Genomic DNA, 16,788 nt, shown 5'->3' on the forward strand with positions numbered 1-16,788 from the left:
GAGTTGAGCAACATCAACAGCGCATTCTTCGAGAAAATCAGTAAAACAGTTTTGAATAGACATAAAAAATCGGAAACCTAGAAATAGGTTTCCGATTGTCTCTCATCAGAAGGATCGGTCAACCGATCCTTATCTGATCTACATTGCGCTAAGTTAGCGGCCTTTTTAATTGTCGTTGAACAAGTCTAGTTCTGCTGATAGCTCTGTTAGCTGGTCGGTCAAGTCGCTATTTATACATTCATGTTCAACATACTTGGGGAGCATAGTTCCTAGCTTTAACGCTTGGTAATCTGGGTGCTCCGATAGTATTAATAAGTACTGTTTTAGCCGTTCGTCAGGTGTCGATTCGCGTTGGAGTTGTTTTTTAATATTTTGTCCAAGTTTACGAATGTCATCTTTGTCAGTTTCTTTAAAGTCATCATTAGGATTGAGCTCATCATAAAGCACACTTGCAAACTGACTATGGCTCCAGCCTAAGGCATCCAAAGCTTTTTGAATTTGTTTTTGCTTTTGTTTTGTCGCTGTCCCCATTTGTCCCTAACCCCTTAGTTATTATTACCTTGTCTTAGCGAAGACATCTTAATCACGATAACAAAGGATAAAATCATGACTAAATCAAAAACACCAATGACACCAGAAGCCGCTGCTCGCATTCAAGGTAATGCCGCAAAACAAAACGGTGGGCAAGTTCCTAAAGGCGACTTTGCTGGCCGAGCTCAACGCGCAGCTGCTCACAACCAAAAACAAGGGAAATAGGAGTTCATCATGAATAAACCAGCTTCAAGTACACCTAAAGGTGGCGCTAAGCCAAATCCAAATTACCCAAGCACGACAGGCAAACCATCGGGCGGTGGTCGCGGAAACACACCTAAGCGCTAATAATTAAAGGAGGGGTAGCATAATGCTACTTCTCCTTTTATGAGCATCTGTTGGCGTGTTGCTTAAATGTGCGAAGAAATATAGCTTGATCTGATTTGTAGTCTGAATATGCCACATCATTTTCTGTTTTTTCTAATGCGCATAAACAAGTTTCCCGTTTACTTTCATACCAACTTACGGACACCATGTTTTTGCTAGAATTTACGCAAGTATCGACAATCGCGTATTCCACTTCGAGAGGGTATCGTTCTTTGTCTAATCCACTTTCAACAATGTAGGCTCCTACGGCCCCAACCAGTAATGCGGAGCTAGCGGAAACGAGCTTTCGCTTGCTGAACTTAAATCCTTTAAAACTCTTCTCGCATTCTGAACACGATATGTTTTCTGCAAATTCAATCTCATTGTCCTTCTGGCAACGAGGGCATTCTATTTTCATGATTTAGTCAACTGTATTTATGGTTATGATTTTATAAGTTCAGGCTATAGATTAATGAATCTTATATCTATGGTTTCATAGAACTAACTTCATTTTTTTTGACCTAGTTCTGCTATAATTCGCCACAAATTTCAGTTGTTTAAAAGTAGAAAAACATGTCTATCAGTTCAGTTATCAAATCTATTCAAGACATCATGCGTAAAGATGCAGGTGTCGACGGTGATGCACAGCGCCTTGGCCAAATGTCTTGGTTACTTTTTCTTAAAGTATTTGACGCTCAAGAAGAAGAGTTAGAGCTAGAATTGGACGACTACAAATCACCAATCCCAGAACAATATCTATGGCGTAATTGGGCTCAAGATGCCGAAGGCATTACCGGTGAAGCGCTGCTTGAGTTCGTAAACGACGACTTGTTCTACAAGCTTAAAAACCTAACTGCACCGGTTGACCTCAACCCCCGTGGCTTTGTAGTGAAAGAAGCATTTAGCGATGCGTTTAACTACATGAAAAACGGTACGCTACTGCGCCAAGTGATCAACAAACTTAACGAAATTGACTTTACTGACTCTTCAGAGCGCCACCTATTTGGTGATATCTACGAGCAGATCTTAAAAGACCTACAAAGTGCAGGTAACGCAGGTGAGTTCTATACCCCTCGTGCTGTGACTCGTTTTATCGTTGACCGCCTAGATCCAAAGCTTGGTGAATCTATCATGGACCCTGCAACGGGTACGGGCGGTTTTCTTGCTTGTTCATTCGACCACGTTAAAAGCAACTACGTGAAAACCGCAACCGATCACCAAACATTGCAAAAGCAGATCCACGGTGTAGAGAAGAAGCAGCTCCCGCATCTACTGTGTATCACAAACATGATGCTGCACGGCATTGAAGTACCAGTACAAATTAAACACGGCAATACGCTAAATAAGCCGCTTTCAAGCTGGGATAGCAATATCAACGTGATTGCCACCAACCCTCCGTTTGGTGGTACGGAAGAAGATGGTATTGAGAAAAACTTCCCTGCTGAAATGCAGACGCGTGAAACTGCCGATCTGTTCTTACAACTTATTATTGAATTGCTTGATGAAAATAATGGTCGAGCAGGCGTAGTACTGCCAGACGGCACACTATTTGGTGAGGGTGTGAAAACCAAAATCAAAAAGATGCTGACGGAAGAGTGTAACCTACATACCATCGTGCGCTTACCTAACGGGGTATTTAACCCATACACAGGCATCAAAACCAACATTCTGTTCTTCACCAAAGGTAAGCCAACTAAAGACGTATGGTTCTATGAACACCCATACCCAGAGGGCGTGAAGAATTACAGCAAAACTAAGCCAATGAAGTTTGAAGAGTTCAAACAAGAGCAAGAGTGGTGGGGCAGTGAAGACGACGGTTTTGCTTTTCGTGTTGAGAATAACCACGCATGGAAAGTCTCGATTGAAGAGATCATCGAGCGTAACTTCAATCTCGATATTAAAAACCCATATCAAGAAGAAGTTGTCAGCCATGATCCACAAGAGTTATTGGCAAGTTATGAACAGCAGCAACAAGATATCACAGATCTGCGTAACAAGCTGAAAGGCATTCTTGGTGATGCTCTGAAATCATCTGTAGGTGAGGGTGAATGATGAGCTTTGACCAAACACCTATCAATCAGTTGATTACAGACAATATCGATACTTGGACTTCAACGGTAAAAACTAAAGCAACTACAGGGCGTGGCAGTAGCAAAAAGCTAGAGTTGTATGGCGTTAAGAAACTGCGTGAGCTGATCTTAGAGTTAGCGGTGCGAGGTAAGTTAGTACCCCAAGATCCAAGTGATGAACCAGCTTCTGTTCTGCTTGAGCGAATTGCTGCGGAAAAAGCTCAGTTGGTGAAAGATAAGAGGATTAAGAAACCTAAAAAGCTATCTGAAATTAAAGAGGAAGATGAACTTTTTACACTGCCTAAAGGCTGGGCATGGGCACGTTTAGGTACGGTAGGTAATGTGTTTAATGGAAACAGTATTAGTACAAGATTAAAATCAGAAAAATACTCAGATGGTGTTGGATTACCATACCTTTCAACTAAAGACATTGGTTATGGGTTTGATAAACTATCTTATACTGTTGACACACATGTACCTGAAAACGAACCAAAATTTAAACTTGCACCCAAAAACACAGTGTTGATTTGTGCTGAAGGTGGTAGTGCAGGTAAAAAGTGCGGATTAGTTGATAGAGATATATTTTTCGGGAACAAGCTGTTTGCAAATGTTCCTTATAGCGGAATTAAGTCTAGCTTTCTTCTGTCACTTTACCTAACGCCATTATTTTTTGAACAGTTCTCAGAGAAAATGACTGGTATTATTGGTGGTATATCGGTTTCAAATTTTGTTGAATTACTTGTTCCTGTGCCTCCTCAAGAAGAACAACACCGCATTGTCGCTAAAGTCGATGAACTAATGACACTCTGCGACCAACTAGAGCAACAAACCGAAGCCAGCATTGAGGCACATCAGGTATTGGTAACAACGCTATTAGACACGCTAACCAATTCTGCAAGTGCTGAAGAGTTAATGCATAACTGGCAAATGGTTGCGGAGCACTTCGATACCCTGTTCACCACAGAAGAGAGCATCGACCAGCTAAAACAAACCATCCTGCAACTGGCGGTAATGGGTAAGCTTGTGAACATTGGAGAGAAGAAAGAAACCTTACTTAAATCAGTTTTAACTTTTGGGCCAAGAAATGGGTTTTCGCCAAAAGAATCTTCGACAGAAACCCAACTCAAAGTATTAAAACTTGGTGCTACATCATATGGTGTGCTTGATTTGAAGCAATCAAAATTTATAGATGTAGATATTTCTGATAAGCCATATCTCTATATAAATCAAGGGGATATTCTTATTCAACGTGGAAACTCTGCGAATTTCGTTGGTTCGAATGTGCTAATACAAGAGAGTTACTCAGACTATATTTATCCAGATTTAATGATGAAGCTTCGTGTAAATGATGAGGTTTTACCTGAGTATGTGTCTCTTTTGTTATCGTCAAAATTTTCACGTGAACATATGTGGAGTCAAATGACGGGAACCTCAGGTACTATGCCTAAAATCAGCAAGAAAGTGGTTGAAGGTGTACCGATAATGTTCCCTGTTTGCCTTGCAGTTCAAAAGACAATACTTGAAAAATATAATGAATTAATTGGTGTTTGTGAGTTGTTGATGGCACGTTTGAACTTTTTGGAATACACCAAAGTTAATCTAACTGATGCCATAGTCGAACAGGCGGTGTAACCATGGCAATTGTCTTCAATCAGCCTCAAACCATTGCACAGTTGTTGGAACAAAAGCTCTCTATACCTGAGTACCAGCGCCCATACAAATGGCAACCAAAGCACGTTAATCAACTGATTGATGACATCTTTAACCACCGCACTAAGCCATGCTATCGGCTTGGTACGGTGGTACTGCATGAAGACAAAAAATCAGAAACTGAAAAAGACAACATCACACTCAACATTGTTGATGGTCAGCAACGCCTGCTTACCCTAACGCTACTTTGCACCATACTGGATGATGTACAGAATCGTATTTCAGCGAATCTTCTTGAGTACAAATTTGAATCATCAGTCAGTATCGAAAACCTCAAAAATAATGCGCAAGTGATCTCTGAGCGAGTTGCAAGCCTACCAGCTACAGAAAAGCAGGAGCTGCTCGATTTTGTTCTTAACAAGTGTGAGCTTATCCAAGTTACGCTAGATGATCTCAGTGAAGCCTTCCAGTTCTTCGACTCACAAAACGCTCGTGGTAAAGCCCTTGCCCCTCATGATCTGCTAAAGGCTTACCATCTACGTGAAATGATGGACTCAACAGAGCAAACTGAGCGCATACACCATGTTAGCTTGTGGGAGCAGGGCGTAAACCCAGATGACGACTCTGCGAATTTGCACACCATCATGGGGGAGTTCTTGTTCCGTATGCGCCGTTGGGTTGATGGTGACTACGGCATACAGTTCAGTCGTCATAACATTGATGTATTCAAGGGCATCAACCTAGAAAGCACTCAATACGCCTACGTGGACTCAATGCTTGCGCTCGACTATGCGATTGAAACCTTTAATGCTGATCCTGCCCGTAAATGGGACAAGCAAACCAAAGGCTATCCGTTCCAAGTGGATCAGGTGATGATCAACGGTAAACGCTTCTTTGAGTACATTCAGCATTACATGGAGATTCACTCGACCTTGTTCGTTGGTGATGATGCAAGGCTATCTTCATTTGTTGATAAGCACGCTAAGTACAAAGGTAGTAGCCGTAAAGGGGATAGCTATGTACGAAACCTATTTTTGTGTTCAGTGATGTATTACTACGACAAGTTCGGTGATGTGGAGTTAGAGAAAGCGGCACAGGTTTGTTATCGCTGGAGTTATTTCCTTCGCCTTGAGCTACAACGTATCGGTATGGAGTCGGTAGATAACCACGCTAAGGCTCGTAGTGGGCTGTTTAGAGCAATCAGCAAAGCTGTTCACCCTCAACAGGTGTTGAACTTTCAGCCTCCTTACATTCAAGAGCCGAAGTTCAAGAACGCGAAGGACGTGCAGGCATCTATTGAAGCAATGAAATCGGGAAGTGTAAATGAGTGATTCGAACCAAGTAGAGCAGTTATCCGTTAGAGCACTTTTCGACAGAAAAACCCAATATGTGATTCCTATCTATCAGCGTAACTACGCCTGGGGTGCGACAGAAATTGAGCAGCTTATCCAAGATATCAGCGATGCTGCAGGGCTTATAACTCAATCTGATGAAACCGCTACTGCCAAACAAGTAAAATATTATCTAGGTAGCCTTGTGGTTTTTCAGCGCACAACGCATTCACACCAATCTAATGTGGTATACGAAACCATTGATGGGCAGCAAAGACACACAACGCTCTCTATCTTATTGGCGTATCTAAAACACTGTGAAGTACTGGATACAGATAAATTAGAAGGGTTAGACATTAATCTCACCTTTGATAGTCGCCCAAAATCCTCCAGAGCATTAGATGACATCTATACAGGCAGAACCAATGGCGAGTCAGAAGAGCCTAACATTCATGCTGCCTTCAACATCATTAAACGTTACTTTAAAACCAAAGGCTTAGATGTACATGCGAAGACTAAGCAGTTCTTTGAGTATCTATTAGAAAACGTCACCATTCTTAGAGTCGTCGTTCCACCTCAAACTGATCTTAACCACTACTTTGAGATCATGAATAACCGTGGTGAGCAGCTAGAAAAGCATGAGGTTTTGAAAGCGAAGTTTATGGCTACGCTTGATAATGATGAGGAAAGAGGCTGTTTTTCCACTGTTTGGGATGCTTGTGCGAACATGACGCGCTATACGCAAATGGGTTTCCAATCGGACTTACGAAAAGAGGTATTCGGCTCAGATTGGCAGACAATGCCAATAAGCTTTGAATCTATTCAAGAAAAGCACACGAGCAAGCAGCAAAAAGAAGATGCAATGACTCTGCGAGAAATCATCGGTAACAAGGTATCTAGCTCAAATACTGACGATGACGAGCGTGAGAAGGAAGAACGCTTTGGTTCGGTTATCGATTTCTCAAACTTCTTACTTCATGTCTTAAAACTGATGAAGACGGAAGAGAACGTTTCGCTTGATGATAAGAAGCTGATCGATGCTTTTATTTCTAAAGACGATGGCTTGAGGGTTGGAGCTAAAGCTTTTGTCTATGAACTGCTTAAATGCCGAATTCTTTTTGATAGTTACATAATTAAACCTGATCAGCACGATGAAAAGCGTAAGTGGAGCTTGTTAAGACTTAACTCTTACATAAACAAAAATAGTTTGAGTCCAGAGTACCCAAACGCCTTCCGTAGCGATAACAACGAAAAGATTCGTATGATCTTGGCAATGTTCCATGTGTCGAACCCTGCTTTGGTATATAAGCGTTGGTTGAATGACGCTTTGCGGGTATTGAACGATCTCGCTACACATGATCGATTGGAAGTTGATGATAGTTCGTACTTAGCTGCACTTGAAAAGCAGAGTGACAAGTATTTTGATGAGATTTGTGGTGGTTCTCAGCTTGAGTTTACAGAGAACAATGTCGGTGTATTACATCAAGGTACAGGTGTTCAGAACTTCGTATTTAACCGTTTGGATTACCTACTTTGGCGCAATCTATCAGACGGGAAGCCAGTTGGCGAAATTACTAAAGAGACTCTAGGAGCCCACTTCACAAGCTTTCAGTTTGCGTTCAGGACCTCTGTTGAGCACTACTTCCCACAAACCGACCCATCTGGTGCAAGTAAGATGCAGGACGTGGATCGCTTCGGTAACCTTTGCCTTATTTCGCCAAGTAGTAACTCAAGGCTTAGTAATTATTCACCTCAAGATAAGAAGAAATTCTATCAAGAAAACAATCGTGCAGAGAGTTTAAAGCAAGCCATCATGATGAGCTATGACGATTGGGGACCCGATGGTGTGGCACGTGAAAATATTCAGAACCATGAACAAACGATGTTGAGTGTTTTGTGTGGTCAATGACTGTGCGGTATGAACTAATATATAGGGCCTCTTTAGAGGCCTTTTTTGAACTTCTAAAGTAAAGCTTTTGTCAGAAATAATCATTATTCCGACTCTGTCATCTTTTCAAACCCATAGAGGTGCACCTTGGAGGTACAATTTATTCATTTCGATGGGGCACCTTTGTAGGTTCAGCCTTCATTCCTGAATTTCTTTGAGTTGATATGAATAATTATATTTGGCGCGAATTTGGTATTTTAAAAAGTGTTAACGCTACAGATTCCACTCTGTATATCACTAGTAGCTGTGGTACTACTCTAAAAATGAGCCTGCGTAAATATAAGCAGCAAGGCTTACTGGTTAAAAAGAAAGCTGAAGCCATGCTGGGGTCTCAAGTGGTTGTAAGAACTAGCCAAAATACAGCACAGTGGAGCACTAGTGAGTGGTTTAGTGAGCTAAGAATTAGTTCAGAAAAAACGACTGAACCCCAAAAGAGTCATCGTAATGATTATTGTTTGAGTTGTGAAGGAAAAGGTTTCTATTTGTTTTGTGGGGGAAACCGAAAGCAAACCTGTTCGAATTGTGGGGGCTCGGGTATACGAGCTGAAGCGAAAGCTTTAAATAGTAAAGCTAATGATTGGTTCAGTAGCCCGAAAGCTGAGTCCGAACCGACTCAAAGAAATGCTCAGCTGAAAGATTATAGCCGATCATATGTTGAAGGTGATCTAGGACATATCAATACTAAGTTTTGGAATGGATACTGAGAAGACGATAAAGTTAAGGCTATGTCATTCAGTACTCTTTGGCGCGTAATGGTAAGCACTTTTTAACGAACCACTTAATCTAAATTAAAGTCATCACTGCGGGCGTTTTCATGAGTAAGTTGAGCAACCCAAGTCGTAATATAAATCAATTTGTCTACGATTTTTCTAGATACGAATATCAAGATTCAGCGGCCGAATCCAAAACGATCACCAAGGTTAAAGAGATAACTCAAAACCCGAGTTCAGATGATGGGATCAAAGAGATCCAACTTGAAATGCTGTGGAAAGAGCTTAAAAAAATTAAAGCTGATGAAAAGAAAAATGCATCTCGAGATAAAAAAACAAAGCTAAAGCCGCAATCTACACCTGCCAGAAAAAGTCGTAACGTCAAAGACGTGCAACATCAAAACCGAAAAGCCTCTCGCAAAGCTACGCCAAAAAACTTAAAGTCTCGACGCACTTTATCCCCAGTCGGTCAGTCGAGTAAAACGGTTGGAATGGGAAATACTAGCAAAAAGTCGTTATCAATCACTGCCTTAGGTCCAGCTGAAATAAAGACGCTGTTCGCGCAACTTCAACTCGAACTAATCAAATATGGTGTTGAATCTCGTTGGGCGGCAACGCCACGTACTAAGAGAATTGTCTTGTCGGCAATTGGGCGAGAATCGCAATATATTACAATAGAAAGTAGTAGTGAATCTCAAGTTGTCAAAGATCTTGAGCGTGCACTGCGTCTATTCACATTCAAAGGAAATTACACTGGAACAAGAGAACAACGCTTGTTATTGGCTCCTACAGTAAACTTCATGTGGCACATACAAGAGGAAAGGTATTCAATTTCGAATGATATTAAAGTATCGAAGGTTGAAAAGAGCCTACGCTTTGAGTTTCAACCTACGAAGATACTGTTGCATGAACAAATGCGTTGGAGTGGCCTATCTGCAATATCGAAAGCTAATTTGATTAGAGAGCTAAGGTTTCGGTTAGGCTTCTCGACGAAGAAAGAAAGTCTAATTGCAGCCTTATCGCAACCATTTATTTTAGAACAGCTCTGCCTGGAGCAACCAAACTTATTAGTTGAAGAGAAAGGCTTTTCTGACACTGCAGAGATAGCAAAAGACTTCTTAATCGTTGATAAAGAGTCAGAACATAAGCTTGACATCCCCACCACCATTGAAAAATCATCCTTGCCAGAGCCAGAGCCAGAGCCAGAGCCAGAGCCAGAGCCAGAGCCAGAGCCAGAGCCAGAGCCAGAGCCAGAGCCAGAGCCAGAGCCAGAGCCAGAGCCCCAGAGCCAGAGCCAGAGCCAGAGCCAGAGCCAGAGCCAGAGCCAGAGCCAGAGCCAGAGCCAGAGCCAGAGCCAGAGCCAGTCGCAGTGACACAAGTTGAACGAGCATTTAGTTGGCCTTCTACAGTAGCAAATATGGCAGACGGTGACCTGCCTGAAAGTCAGTGGCCGCAAATGGGTATGCTTAAAGCGGTAGGGTATTCTGTTGGTGCCAACGGCCTTATGACAGCATCACGTCAAAGGTTGCTAAAGCATGTTTATATGCAGGTGTTGCCTTATATCGAATCTAAGTCTTATGTTGCCGAGTGGGGAGATCCAAAATCTGGCTCACGCTTGAAAAAAATGGCTGAAACGCTTGCAGCTTTTGCGCGTAATGCCAAGCGACAAAAAATTGATAAAAGCATTGCAATTAGTGAGTGGGAACAAGATCTTGCTTGGCTGAAAGATGAGTATTACCTAAAGCACAAATATACTTGGGTCTGGCCTGTAACTAAGAACAAGAATGAACAAGTCTCTGATAACTCTAAGAAGAAAGTTGCTGCCCCGCTTCCAAAAACCTACGTATCATCTCGCGAGTTTTTAGAGGAACAATACACCAACAAAGCTGGCGAATTGTGCTGCCAAGTTTGTCAGTCTGCATTGCCATTCAAACTCGAGAATGGAAAATATTTTTGGGAAGAAACTGTAATCACAGAGCATTTAGTTCCGAGCACTTTTTCTGATTTAGTGTTGTGTCCAAATCATCGAGCAATGTATCAGCATGCTAATAAATCGAAACTACAAGTCGTTGATGCCATACATCTTGGAGAGAGAAAAGAACTGTCTATCAAGCTTGCAAACACCTCGTTAAAGCTTTTTATTACTGAAGAGCATGCAAATCTCTTGCTACCTGCAATTGAAACAATCAAAAGTAATTCTTCAGTTTACGAGAATGTCGGTAAAGGTTTGTTCGGTGTTAAACACGTGTATCTTTATGAAGATCAAGGGGAGTGGTTACTGACTTCTAAAAAACACAATGTTTTAGCCACTTTTAAAGAAAAATCAGAAGCTAAGCAATGGCTTGCTGGTTTTGATGAGCATCGGGGAGTTATATCCAAGATAACTGAAAAAGTGCCAACACCTAAATCAAAGAAAACTAAGCAACCTAAATTGAAGGCTAGATCATCTTTGTCCGTAGCTGCCGTAAGATTTGGAACAGTTAAAAAAGCAGAACCGCAAAGCTCTTACAAAAGTGGATACTCTTTATGTACTACGTGTAATGGGGATGGTGGAATTAATGGCGGCTGTTGGAAATGCGGAGGTTCGGGGTGGATGTAGGTATAGGTATAGGGAGTGAAAATGTTTAAAAGTGGCAGTACTACTACAACTCAGATTGGTTATATCAATCGCAATAACCAGAAGAATCACGGTACTAGAGGGATAGATGGGAATGATCATTGTCAAGTATCTTACAAACTCGAATGTCTTGAACCTGGGTGCGGTGTTGTTTATGGAGCTAATGGGACAGATGTATTTCAAAGAAAGTGCCCTAAATGCCAAGGTGGTAAGCCTGGAATTGATTTCTAGTCACAATTTGGCTCCATAGAATTTGAATTATTAGGATTAACGGCAATACTAAAACTTAGATATTCTAAGTTTTAGTGGTAGCATGTGAAAACGGACATTCAACTTTACCCTGACGAATCGCTCGAAAGCTTCTTGTTGCGCTTATCGCAAGATCAAGGTTACGAGCGATTTTCTCATTTCGCCGAAGATATCTGGTTTGACACGTTGAATCAGCATGAAGCGATTGCTGGTGCTTTCCCCTTAGAGCTCGACCGAGTCAATATCTATCATGCTCAAACCACAAGCCAAATGCGAGTGCGGGTTCTTATCCACCTTGAGAACCAATTAAAGCTCAATAACTTTGGTGTACTGCGCTTAGCATTATCCCATTCAAAAGCTCAATTCTCTCCGCAGTACAAAGCTGTGCATAGATTCGGTTCTGACTACCCTCATGCTTTTCTTCGCAAACGCTTCACACCTATTTGCCCTCTGTGTATTGACGAAGCTCCCTACATTCGCCAGCAGTGGCAATTTATCTCTCACCAAGCTTGTGAACACCATGGCTGTAAACTGGTTCATCACTGTCCTGAGTGTAAGTTGAAGCTTGAATATCAAAGTACCGAGAGTATTAGCCAATGTGAATGTGGTTATGAACTCCGAAACTCGCCAGTAGAGGATGCGCCAGAGGCTGAGATATTAGTCGCTCGATGGTTGTCAGGAAATGATTCAAAATCCTTGGGATTGTTAACGGGGGAAATGACATTATCTGAGCGCTATGGTTTTTTTCTTTGGTATGTAAATCGCTATGGTGATATCGATGACCTCAGTTTTGAGTCATTCGTTGAATACTGTAGCGCTTGGCCAACGGCGCTATGGCAAGACCTCGATACCTTGAAAGAGAAGGCAGAACTTGTTCGAGTAAAAGATTGGAAGAAGGTGTTTTTCAATGAAGCCTTTGGCGATCTGCTTAAAGATTGTCGTCAGTTACCCAGTCGGCAGTTGAGTCACAATATCGTGCTTGCACAGGTGTTAGCTTACTTTACAAAGCTAATGGCAACAGTGCCCTCAAGCGCCAAAGGAAATATCGGTGATGTACTGCTCAGCCCCATAGAAGCTTCTACATTGCTTTATTGCACCACCGATGAAGTGTATCGGTTGTATGAGTTTGGTGAGATTAAAGCGGCTATCAGGCCGCGAATGCATACAAAGATAGCGAGTCATGAATCGGCGTTTACTTTAAGAAGTGCCATCGAAACAAAGCTGACTCGAATGAGCTCTGAAAGTGATGGTTTAAGTGTATATCTGCCTGAGTGGTAATTATGACGAAATTAAGTGACTTATTAGCAATTGAAGACGAAGCGGTAAAGCAGGTTACGCTAAAGAAGATGTTCATGCCTTATACAGAAGATGTCTGTGTTGAAGGGTTTGAAAAAGAAGCGTTAACGATTTTGCTTAATCTCAGTTCAAGCCATCAATCAGATAGGTGCTCGGATTGGTTGGATGTTGCCCGAGCTAAAAGGCATTTAAAAGCGACTGAGAACTTAGAAGCGTCCCTTGATGAAATTAAATGGTTCCACACTCATAATCTCAAGTTTCCAGACTGTCGAGTTAAAGATCAGCGGATAGTCGCGCAGCCTCTTACGACAACCGAGGTATTCATTTCAAGCGGAGTATTAGAGCAGCGCTTGGGGTGGGCGCATAACTCTGCGGTATATCGTCACACATTGTGGTTATTGAATCCTTTTAGTTGGCAATCACAGCCCGTATGCATCCTTTCACTTATCAAGCAAGAAAGCTCCATTTGGATTGAGTTGCTCAACGAATTCGGTCTAAGTGCTAAGTCACTTGCTCGCTTAAAACATACAATTGAAGAGCAACTCCCTGATAATCATTTTCCCGATAGCGTCAGTTCTTACAGTAAGCAGCTACGGTTTCCATGGGGGGATAATTATATTTCGTTGACCCCAGTGGTCAGCCATGCCATTCAGAGCGAGTTAGAAGTGAGATCGAGAAATCGAGAAAGTAAGCTTAGCTTTGTGTCTTCGTCACTGCCAAATTCTGCAAGTATTGGGAACTTGTGTGGCAGTTTAGGTGGGCATATGAAAATCCTTAACTACCCGCTAGACGTTAAACCAGCACAGGGTAGGACGTTACCTGAAAGACGCAAAAAGAGTGGCTATTACTTTGATGACTATCAAGTAACTAACGCTAAAATCTGTCAGGTGTTAAATCATCTAATTGGTTCAGAGCCATCAAAAACACAGAAGCAAAGGGAGAGCGCTCGTAAGGTTAGAAGTAAGATATTGCGAAAGCAGATTGCCCTGTGGATGCTTCCATTAATTGAGTTAAGAGATATCGTTGACGCTGACCCCAATCAACAGCAATTGGAACATGATGACACTTTAGCTCAAGCCTTTTTGATCCAACCAGAATCGGATCTGGGCTCCTTAGCCAGTGAGTTTAACCGTCACTTGCATCTCACGTTTCAGAATAATAAGTATGCCGCCAAGTTTGCCTATCACCCTAAGCTTATGCAGCTCGTTAAAGCCCAAATTGTATGGATTCTCGAACAGCTCAGTAAACCGACTGGTCATGAAGATAAGGTAACGGGCGAGCAGTATATCTATTTGTCATCAATGAAAGTGCAAGATGCTGTCGCAATGAGCAGCCCTTATTTGTGTGGTGCTCCTTCTTTGACGGCTATTTGGGGGTTCATGCACCGTTATCAAAGGGAGTTCAATAAGCTAGTTAATTGTGATTCCCTGTTTGAATTTTCGAGTTTCTCTTTTTATGTCCGAAGCGAGAACATTCAATCGACCGCGAAGCTTACCGAGCCTAACTCGGTCGCTAAAGCTAGAACGGTTTCAAACGCGAAACGACCTACCATTCGTAGTGAACGATTGGCGGACCTAGAAATAGACTTAGTTATTAGAGTTCATAGTGAAAGCCGAATTTCAGATTTTAAGACAGCTCTTAAAACGGCTCTTCCCGTTGCTTTCGCCGGAGGGGCATTATACCAACCACAGCTCTCGACGCAGATTGAGTGGCTAAGGACGTATACCAGTAGGAGCGAGCTTCTCCATGTCATAAAAGGTTTGCCAGCCTACGGGCGCTGGTTATATCCAAGTGACAACCAGCCGAGTGACTTTGATGACCTAGAGCATTTAATAACGAAAGACGCTGATAATTTGCCAGTTTCTATTGGCTACCATTTGTTAGAACGTCCAACTAAACGGTGCAACTCGATCACCGATTGTCACGCCTATGCAGAAAATGCGATAGGGTTAGCTAAGAAAGTGAATCCGATAGAAGTACGTTTTAGTGGAAGAGATCACTTTTTCAACCATGCCTTTTGGTCGATAGAATGCAGTAGCGAAACTATTCTTATAAAAAACTATAGGGATTAATCGTTTATGGAACTTTGCACTCAGCTGAACTACGTTCGATCACTCTCTGCTGGCAAAGCATATTTCTACTATCTATCTAAAAGTGGTGAGATGTGCCCCCTCGAAATTGATAGAACTAGGTTACGCGCACCAAAAGGTGGTTATGCAGAAGCATATAAAGGGGGCAAGTTCGTAGAAAAGAATGTTGCTCCACAAGATTTAGCTTACTCCAATCCTCAGTTCATCGAAGAGTGTTATGTAAAACCTGGTGTTGATGATATCTACTGTGCATTCCCCCTTCGAATTCGAGCCAACTCTCTAACTCCAGATACCTGTAGTGATGACGAAGTGCGCTCTAAACTTTCGTTACTGGCTAACACTTATAAAGAGCTCAATGGGTATCAGGAGCTCGCACATAGATACGCGAAGAATATACTGCTTGGTAATTGGCTTTGGAGAAACAGAGAGTGTCGACAATTGTCGATAGAAGTGACCACCAGTGATTCACAAACCTTGATTGTAGAAAACGCAACAAAGCTTTCTTGGTATGGTCATTGGGATGAGGCGTCAGCAGAATGCCTAGAAAAACTTACCGCTTATTTGATGCGAGCCCTATCTGACCCGACCGAATATTTCTACATGGATGTCAAAGCTAAAATTGGAGTTGGTTGGGGGGATGAGGTTTACCCAAGCCAAGAGTTCTTGGATGATCGAGAAGATAGTGCTCCTACTAAGCAGTTAGCTACCGTAGAATTATTGAACGGAAAAGAAACTGCTGCTTTTCATGGTCAGAAAATTGGTGCAGCGTTGCAATCGATTGACGATTGGTGGCATGAAGAAGCAGATAAGCCATTAAGAGTGAATGAGTATGGAGCTGACCGAGAGTACGTTATAGCAAGGCGACATGTTTCCTATGGAAATGACTTTTACCAGTTAGTCAGAAATACAGAGAATTGGATTGAGACAATGACAGCTTCTCAGACCATCCCAAATGACGTGCACTTTATTATGTCGGTCTTTATCAAGGGTGGTCTCTTCAATTGTTCCAAAGCGAAGTAAGGATGATTATGACGAAGCGTTACTACTTCTGTATACGTTATACCCCTGTTCAAGCCGACTATGAGCTGTTAGCAGGGCGTTGTATCTCTCAAATGCACTTGTTTATGGTCAATAACCGACAATCCATCAATAAAATAGGCGTGAGTTTTCCCGACTGGAGTGATGTTACGGTTGGTCAAACCATCGCCTTTGTGGCTGAAGATAAAGAGATGATGGTTGGACTCTCTTTTCAGCCCTATTTCTCTGTGATGGTAAATGAAGGTTTGTTTGAGATCTCCTGTGTCTGTGAGGTACCAGACACTGCGGCTGAAGTGAGGTTTGTCCGTAACCAAATGATCGGGAAAAGCTTTTTAGGCTCTAAGAAACGCCGAATCAAACGCAGCATGGCGAGAGCCGAACTATCTGGTGTTGAACCATCGTTACCAGCCACTAATGAAGAGCGTGTCATCGATAGCTTCCATCGAATACCAATCTCCAGCGGTTCATCTGGGGAAGATTATATTTTGTTTGTACAAAAGGAGTTTGTTAGTGAGCGCGGTGCAGTAAACTTTAATAGCTACGGTTTAGCTACCAATCAAGAAAGAAAAGGCACGGTACCTGAGTTACGTTTTTAACCCCTTTTTCTAAAGCTCTTTTTTGAGAAGTAAAAACAAGGGCTTACAGAAGTAAGGAGAAAAAGGGTATTTTGATAAATTGTGACCTTAAGCACGCAGAATCAGAAGGTTAGAGACTATGTTCTACAGTGTCCTGCCGAATAGGCAGCTAAGAAAATCTCAAACTACAAGCCTCTAGGTGTTGAACCGTGTCCTGCCGAATAGGCAGCTAAGAATAGGCCAGGAAGAAAGCAACCAGCCTGCTGAACAAGCAGTTAATAATCAAAACCATTGAGTTTCGGCTTAATGGTTTTTCTT

General features: G+C 42.1%; 14 protein-coding genes. 12 read left to right on the forward strand and 2 right to left on the reverse strand.

Annotated elements, in window-relative coordinates; translation table 11 throughout:
• Positions 1-165: 165 nt before the first annotated feature.
• Positions 166-531: an elongation factor Ts gene (locus L1D60_RS07260; protein ID WP_239840483.1), complete on the reverse strand. Its 366-nt coding sequence runs from the start codon at positions 529-531 to the stop codon at positions 166-168.
• Positions 532-606: 75 nt separating this feature from the next.
• Here L1D60_RS07260 and L1D60_RS07265 point away from each other — a divergent pair, with 75 nt between their 5' ends.
• Entirely contained in the window at positions 607-756 is a 150-nt protein-coding gene (locus tag L1D60_RS07265; protein WP_080971540.1) for a hypothetical protein, read from the forward strand.
• Between the two features lie 160 nt (positions 757-916).
• Here the strand turns inward: L1D60_RS07265 and L1D60_RS23590 are convergent, their stop codons facing one another.
• Positions 917-1,315, reverse strand: a complete 399-nt coding sequence (locus L1D60_RS23590; protein WP_345772862.1) for a hypothetical protein — start codon at positions 1,313-1,315, stop codon at positions 917-919.
• Between the two features lie 155 nt (positions 1,316-1,470).
• Here L1D60_RS23590 and L1D60_RS07270 point away from each other — a divergent pair, with 155 nt between their 5' ends.
• The 11 genes from L1D60_RS07270 to cas6f all read left to right on the forward strand — a co-directional run bounded on the left by L1D60_RS07270 (position 1,471) and on the right by cas6f (position 16,491).
• The gene (locus L1D60_RS07270; protein ID WP_239840484.1) at positions 1,471-2,949 is read left to right on the forward strand and encodes an N-6 DNA methylase; all 1,479 of its coding nucleotides are present in this window, start codon (positions 1,471-1,473) and stop codon (positions 2,947-2,949) included.
• On the forward strand, positions 2,946-4,598 hold the full coding sequence (locus tag L1D60_RS07275) for a restriction endonuclease subunit S (protein WP_239840485.1): 1,653 nt from the start codon (positions 2,946-2,948) through the stop codon (positions 4,596-4,598). The genes L1D60_RS07270 and L1D60_RS07275 overlap by 4 nt, the downstream gene beginning before the upstream one ends.
• 2 nt (positions 4,599-4,600) lie before the next feature.
• Complete coding sequence (locus tag L1D60_RS07280) at positions 4,601-5,947, forward strand: DUF262 domain-containing protein (protein ID WP_239840486.1); 1,347 nt, start codon at positions 4,601-4,603, stop codon at positions 5,945-5,947.
• Positions 5,940-7,856 (forward strand): DUF262 domain-containing protein, encoded by a 1,917-nt coding sequence (locus tag L1D60_RS07285; protein ID WP_239840487.1) that lies wholly within the window; start codon positions 5,940-5,942, stop codon positions 7,854-7,856. The genes L1D60_RS07280 and L1D60_RS07285 overlap by 8 nt, the downstream gene beginning before the upstream one ends.
• Before the next feature lie 203 nt (positions 7,857-8,059).
• Positions 8,060-8,599 (forward strand): hypothetical protein, encoded by a 540-nt coding sequence (locus tag L1D60_RS07290; protein ID WP_239840488.1) that lies wholly within the window; start codon positions 8,060-8,062, stop codon positions 8,597-8,599.
• Positions 8,600-8,709: 110 nt separating this feature from the next.
• Positions 8,710-9,978, forward strand: coding sequence for a hypothetical protein (locus tag L1D60_RS07295; RefSeq protein ID WP_239840489.1), 1,269 nt, complete (start codon positions 8,710-8,712; stop codon positions 9,976-9,978).
• A 44-nt stretch (positions 9,979-10,022) separates the two neighbouring features.
• Positions 10,023-11,204, forward strand: a complete 1,182-nt coding sequence (locus tag L1D60_RS07300; RefSeq protein ID WP_239840490.1) for a hypothetical protein — start codon at positions 10,023-10,025, stop codon at positions 11,202-11,204.
• Positions 11,205-11,537: 333 nt separating this feature from the next.
• Positions 11,538-12,749: a TniQ family protein gene (locus tag L1D60_RS07305; RefSeq protein WP_239840491.1), complete on the forward strand. Its 1,212-nt coding sequence runs from the start codon at positions 11,538-11,540 to the stop codon at positions 12,747-12,749.
• A 2-nt stretch (positions 12,750-12,751) separates the two neighbouring features.
• Entirely contained in the window at positions 12,752-14,839 is a 2,088-nt protein-coding gene (locus L1D60_RS07310; protein ID WP_239840492.1) for a type I-F CRISPR-associated protein Csy2, read from the forward strand.
• Between the two features lie 6 nt (positions 14,840-14,845).
• Complete coding sequence (gene csy3 / locus L1D60_RS07315; RefSeq protein ID WP_239840493.1) at positions 14,846-15,877, forward strand: type I-F CRISPR-associated protein Csy3; 1,032 nt, start codon at positions 14,846-14,848, stop codon at positions 15,875-15,877.
• 8 nt (positions 15,878-15,885) lie between these two features.
• On the forward strand, positions 15,886-16,491 hold the full coding sequence (gene cas6f / locus L1D60_RS07320) for a type I-F CRISPR-associated endoribonuclease Cas6/Csy4 (protein ID WP_239840494.1): 606 nt from the start codon (positions 15,886-15,888) through the stop codon (positions 16,489-16,491).
• The last annotated feature ends 297 nt before the right edge of the window (positions 16,492-16,788 follow it).

It is taken from the genome of Vibrio sp. Isolate30, assembly GCF_022397975.1.
Classification (GTDB): domain Bacteria; phylum Pseudomonadota; class Gammaproteobacteria; order Enterobacterales; family Vibrionaceae; genus Vibrio; species Vibrio fortis.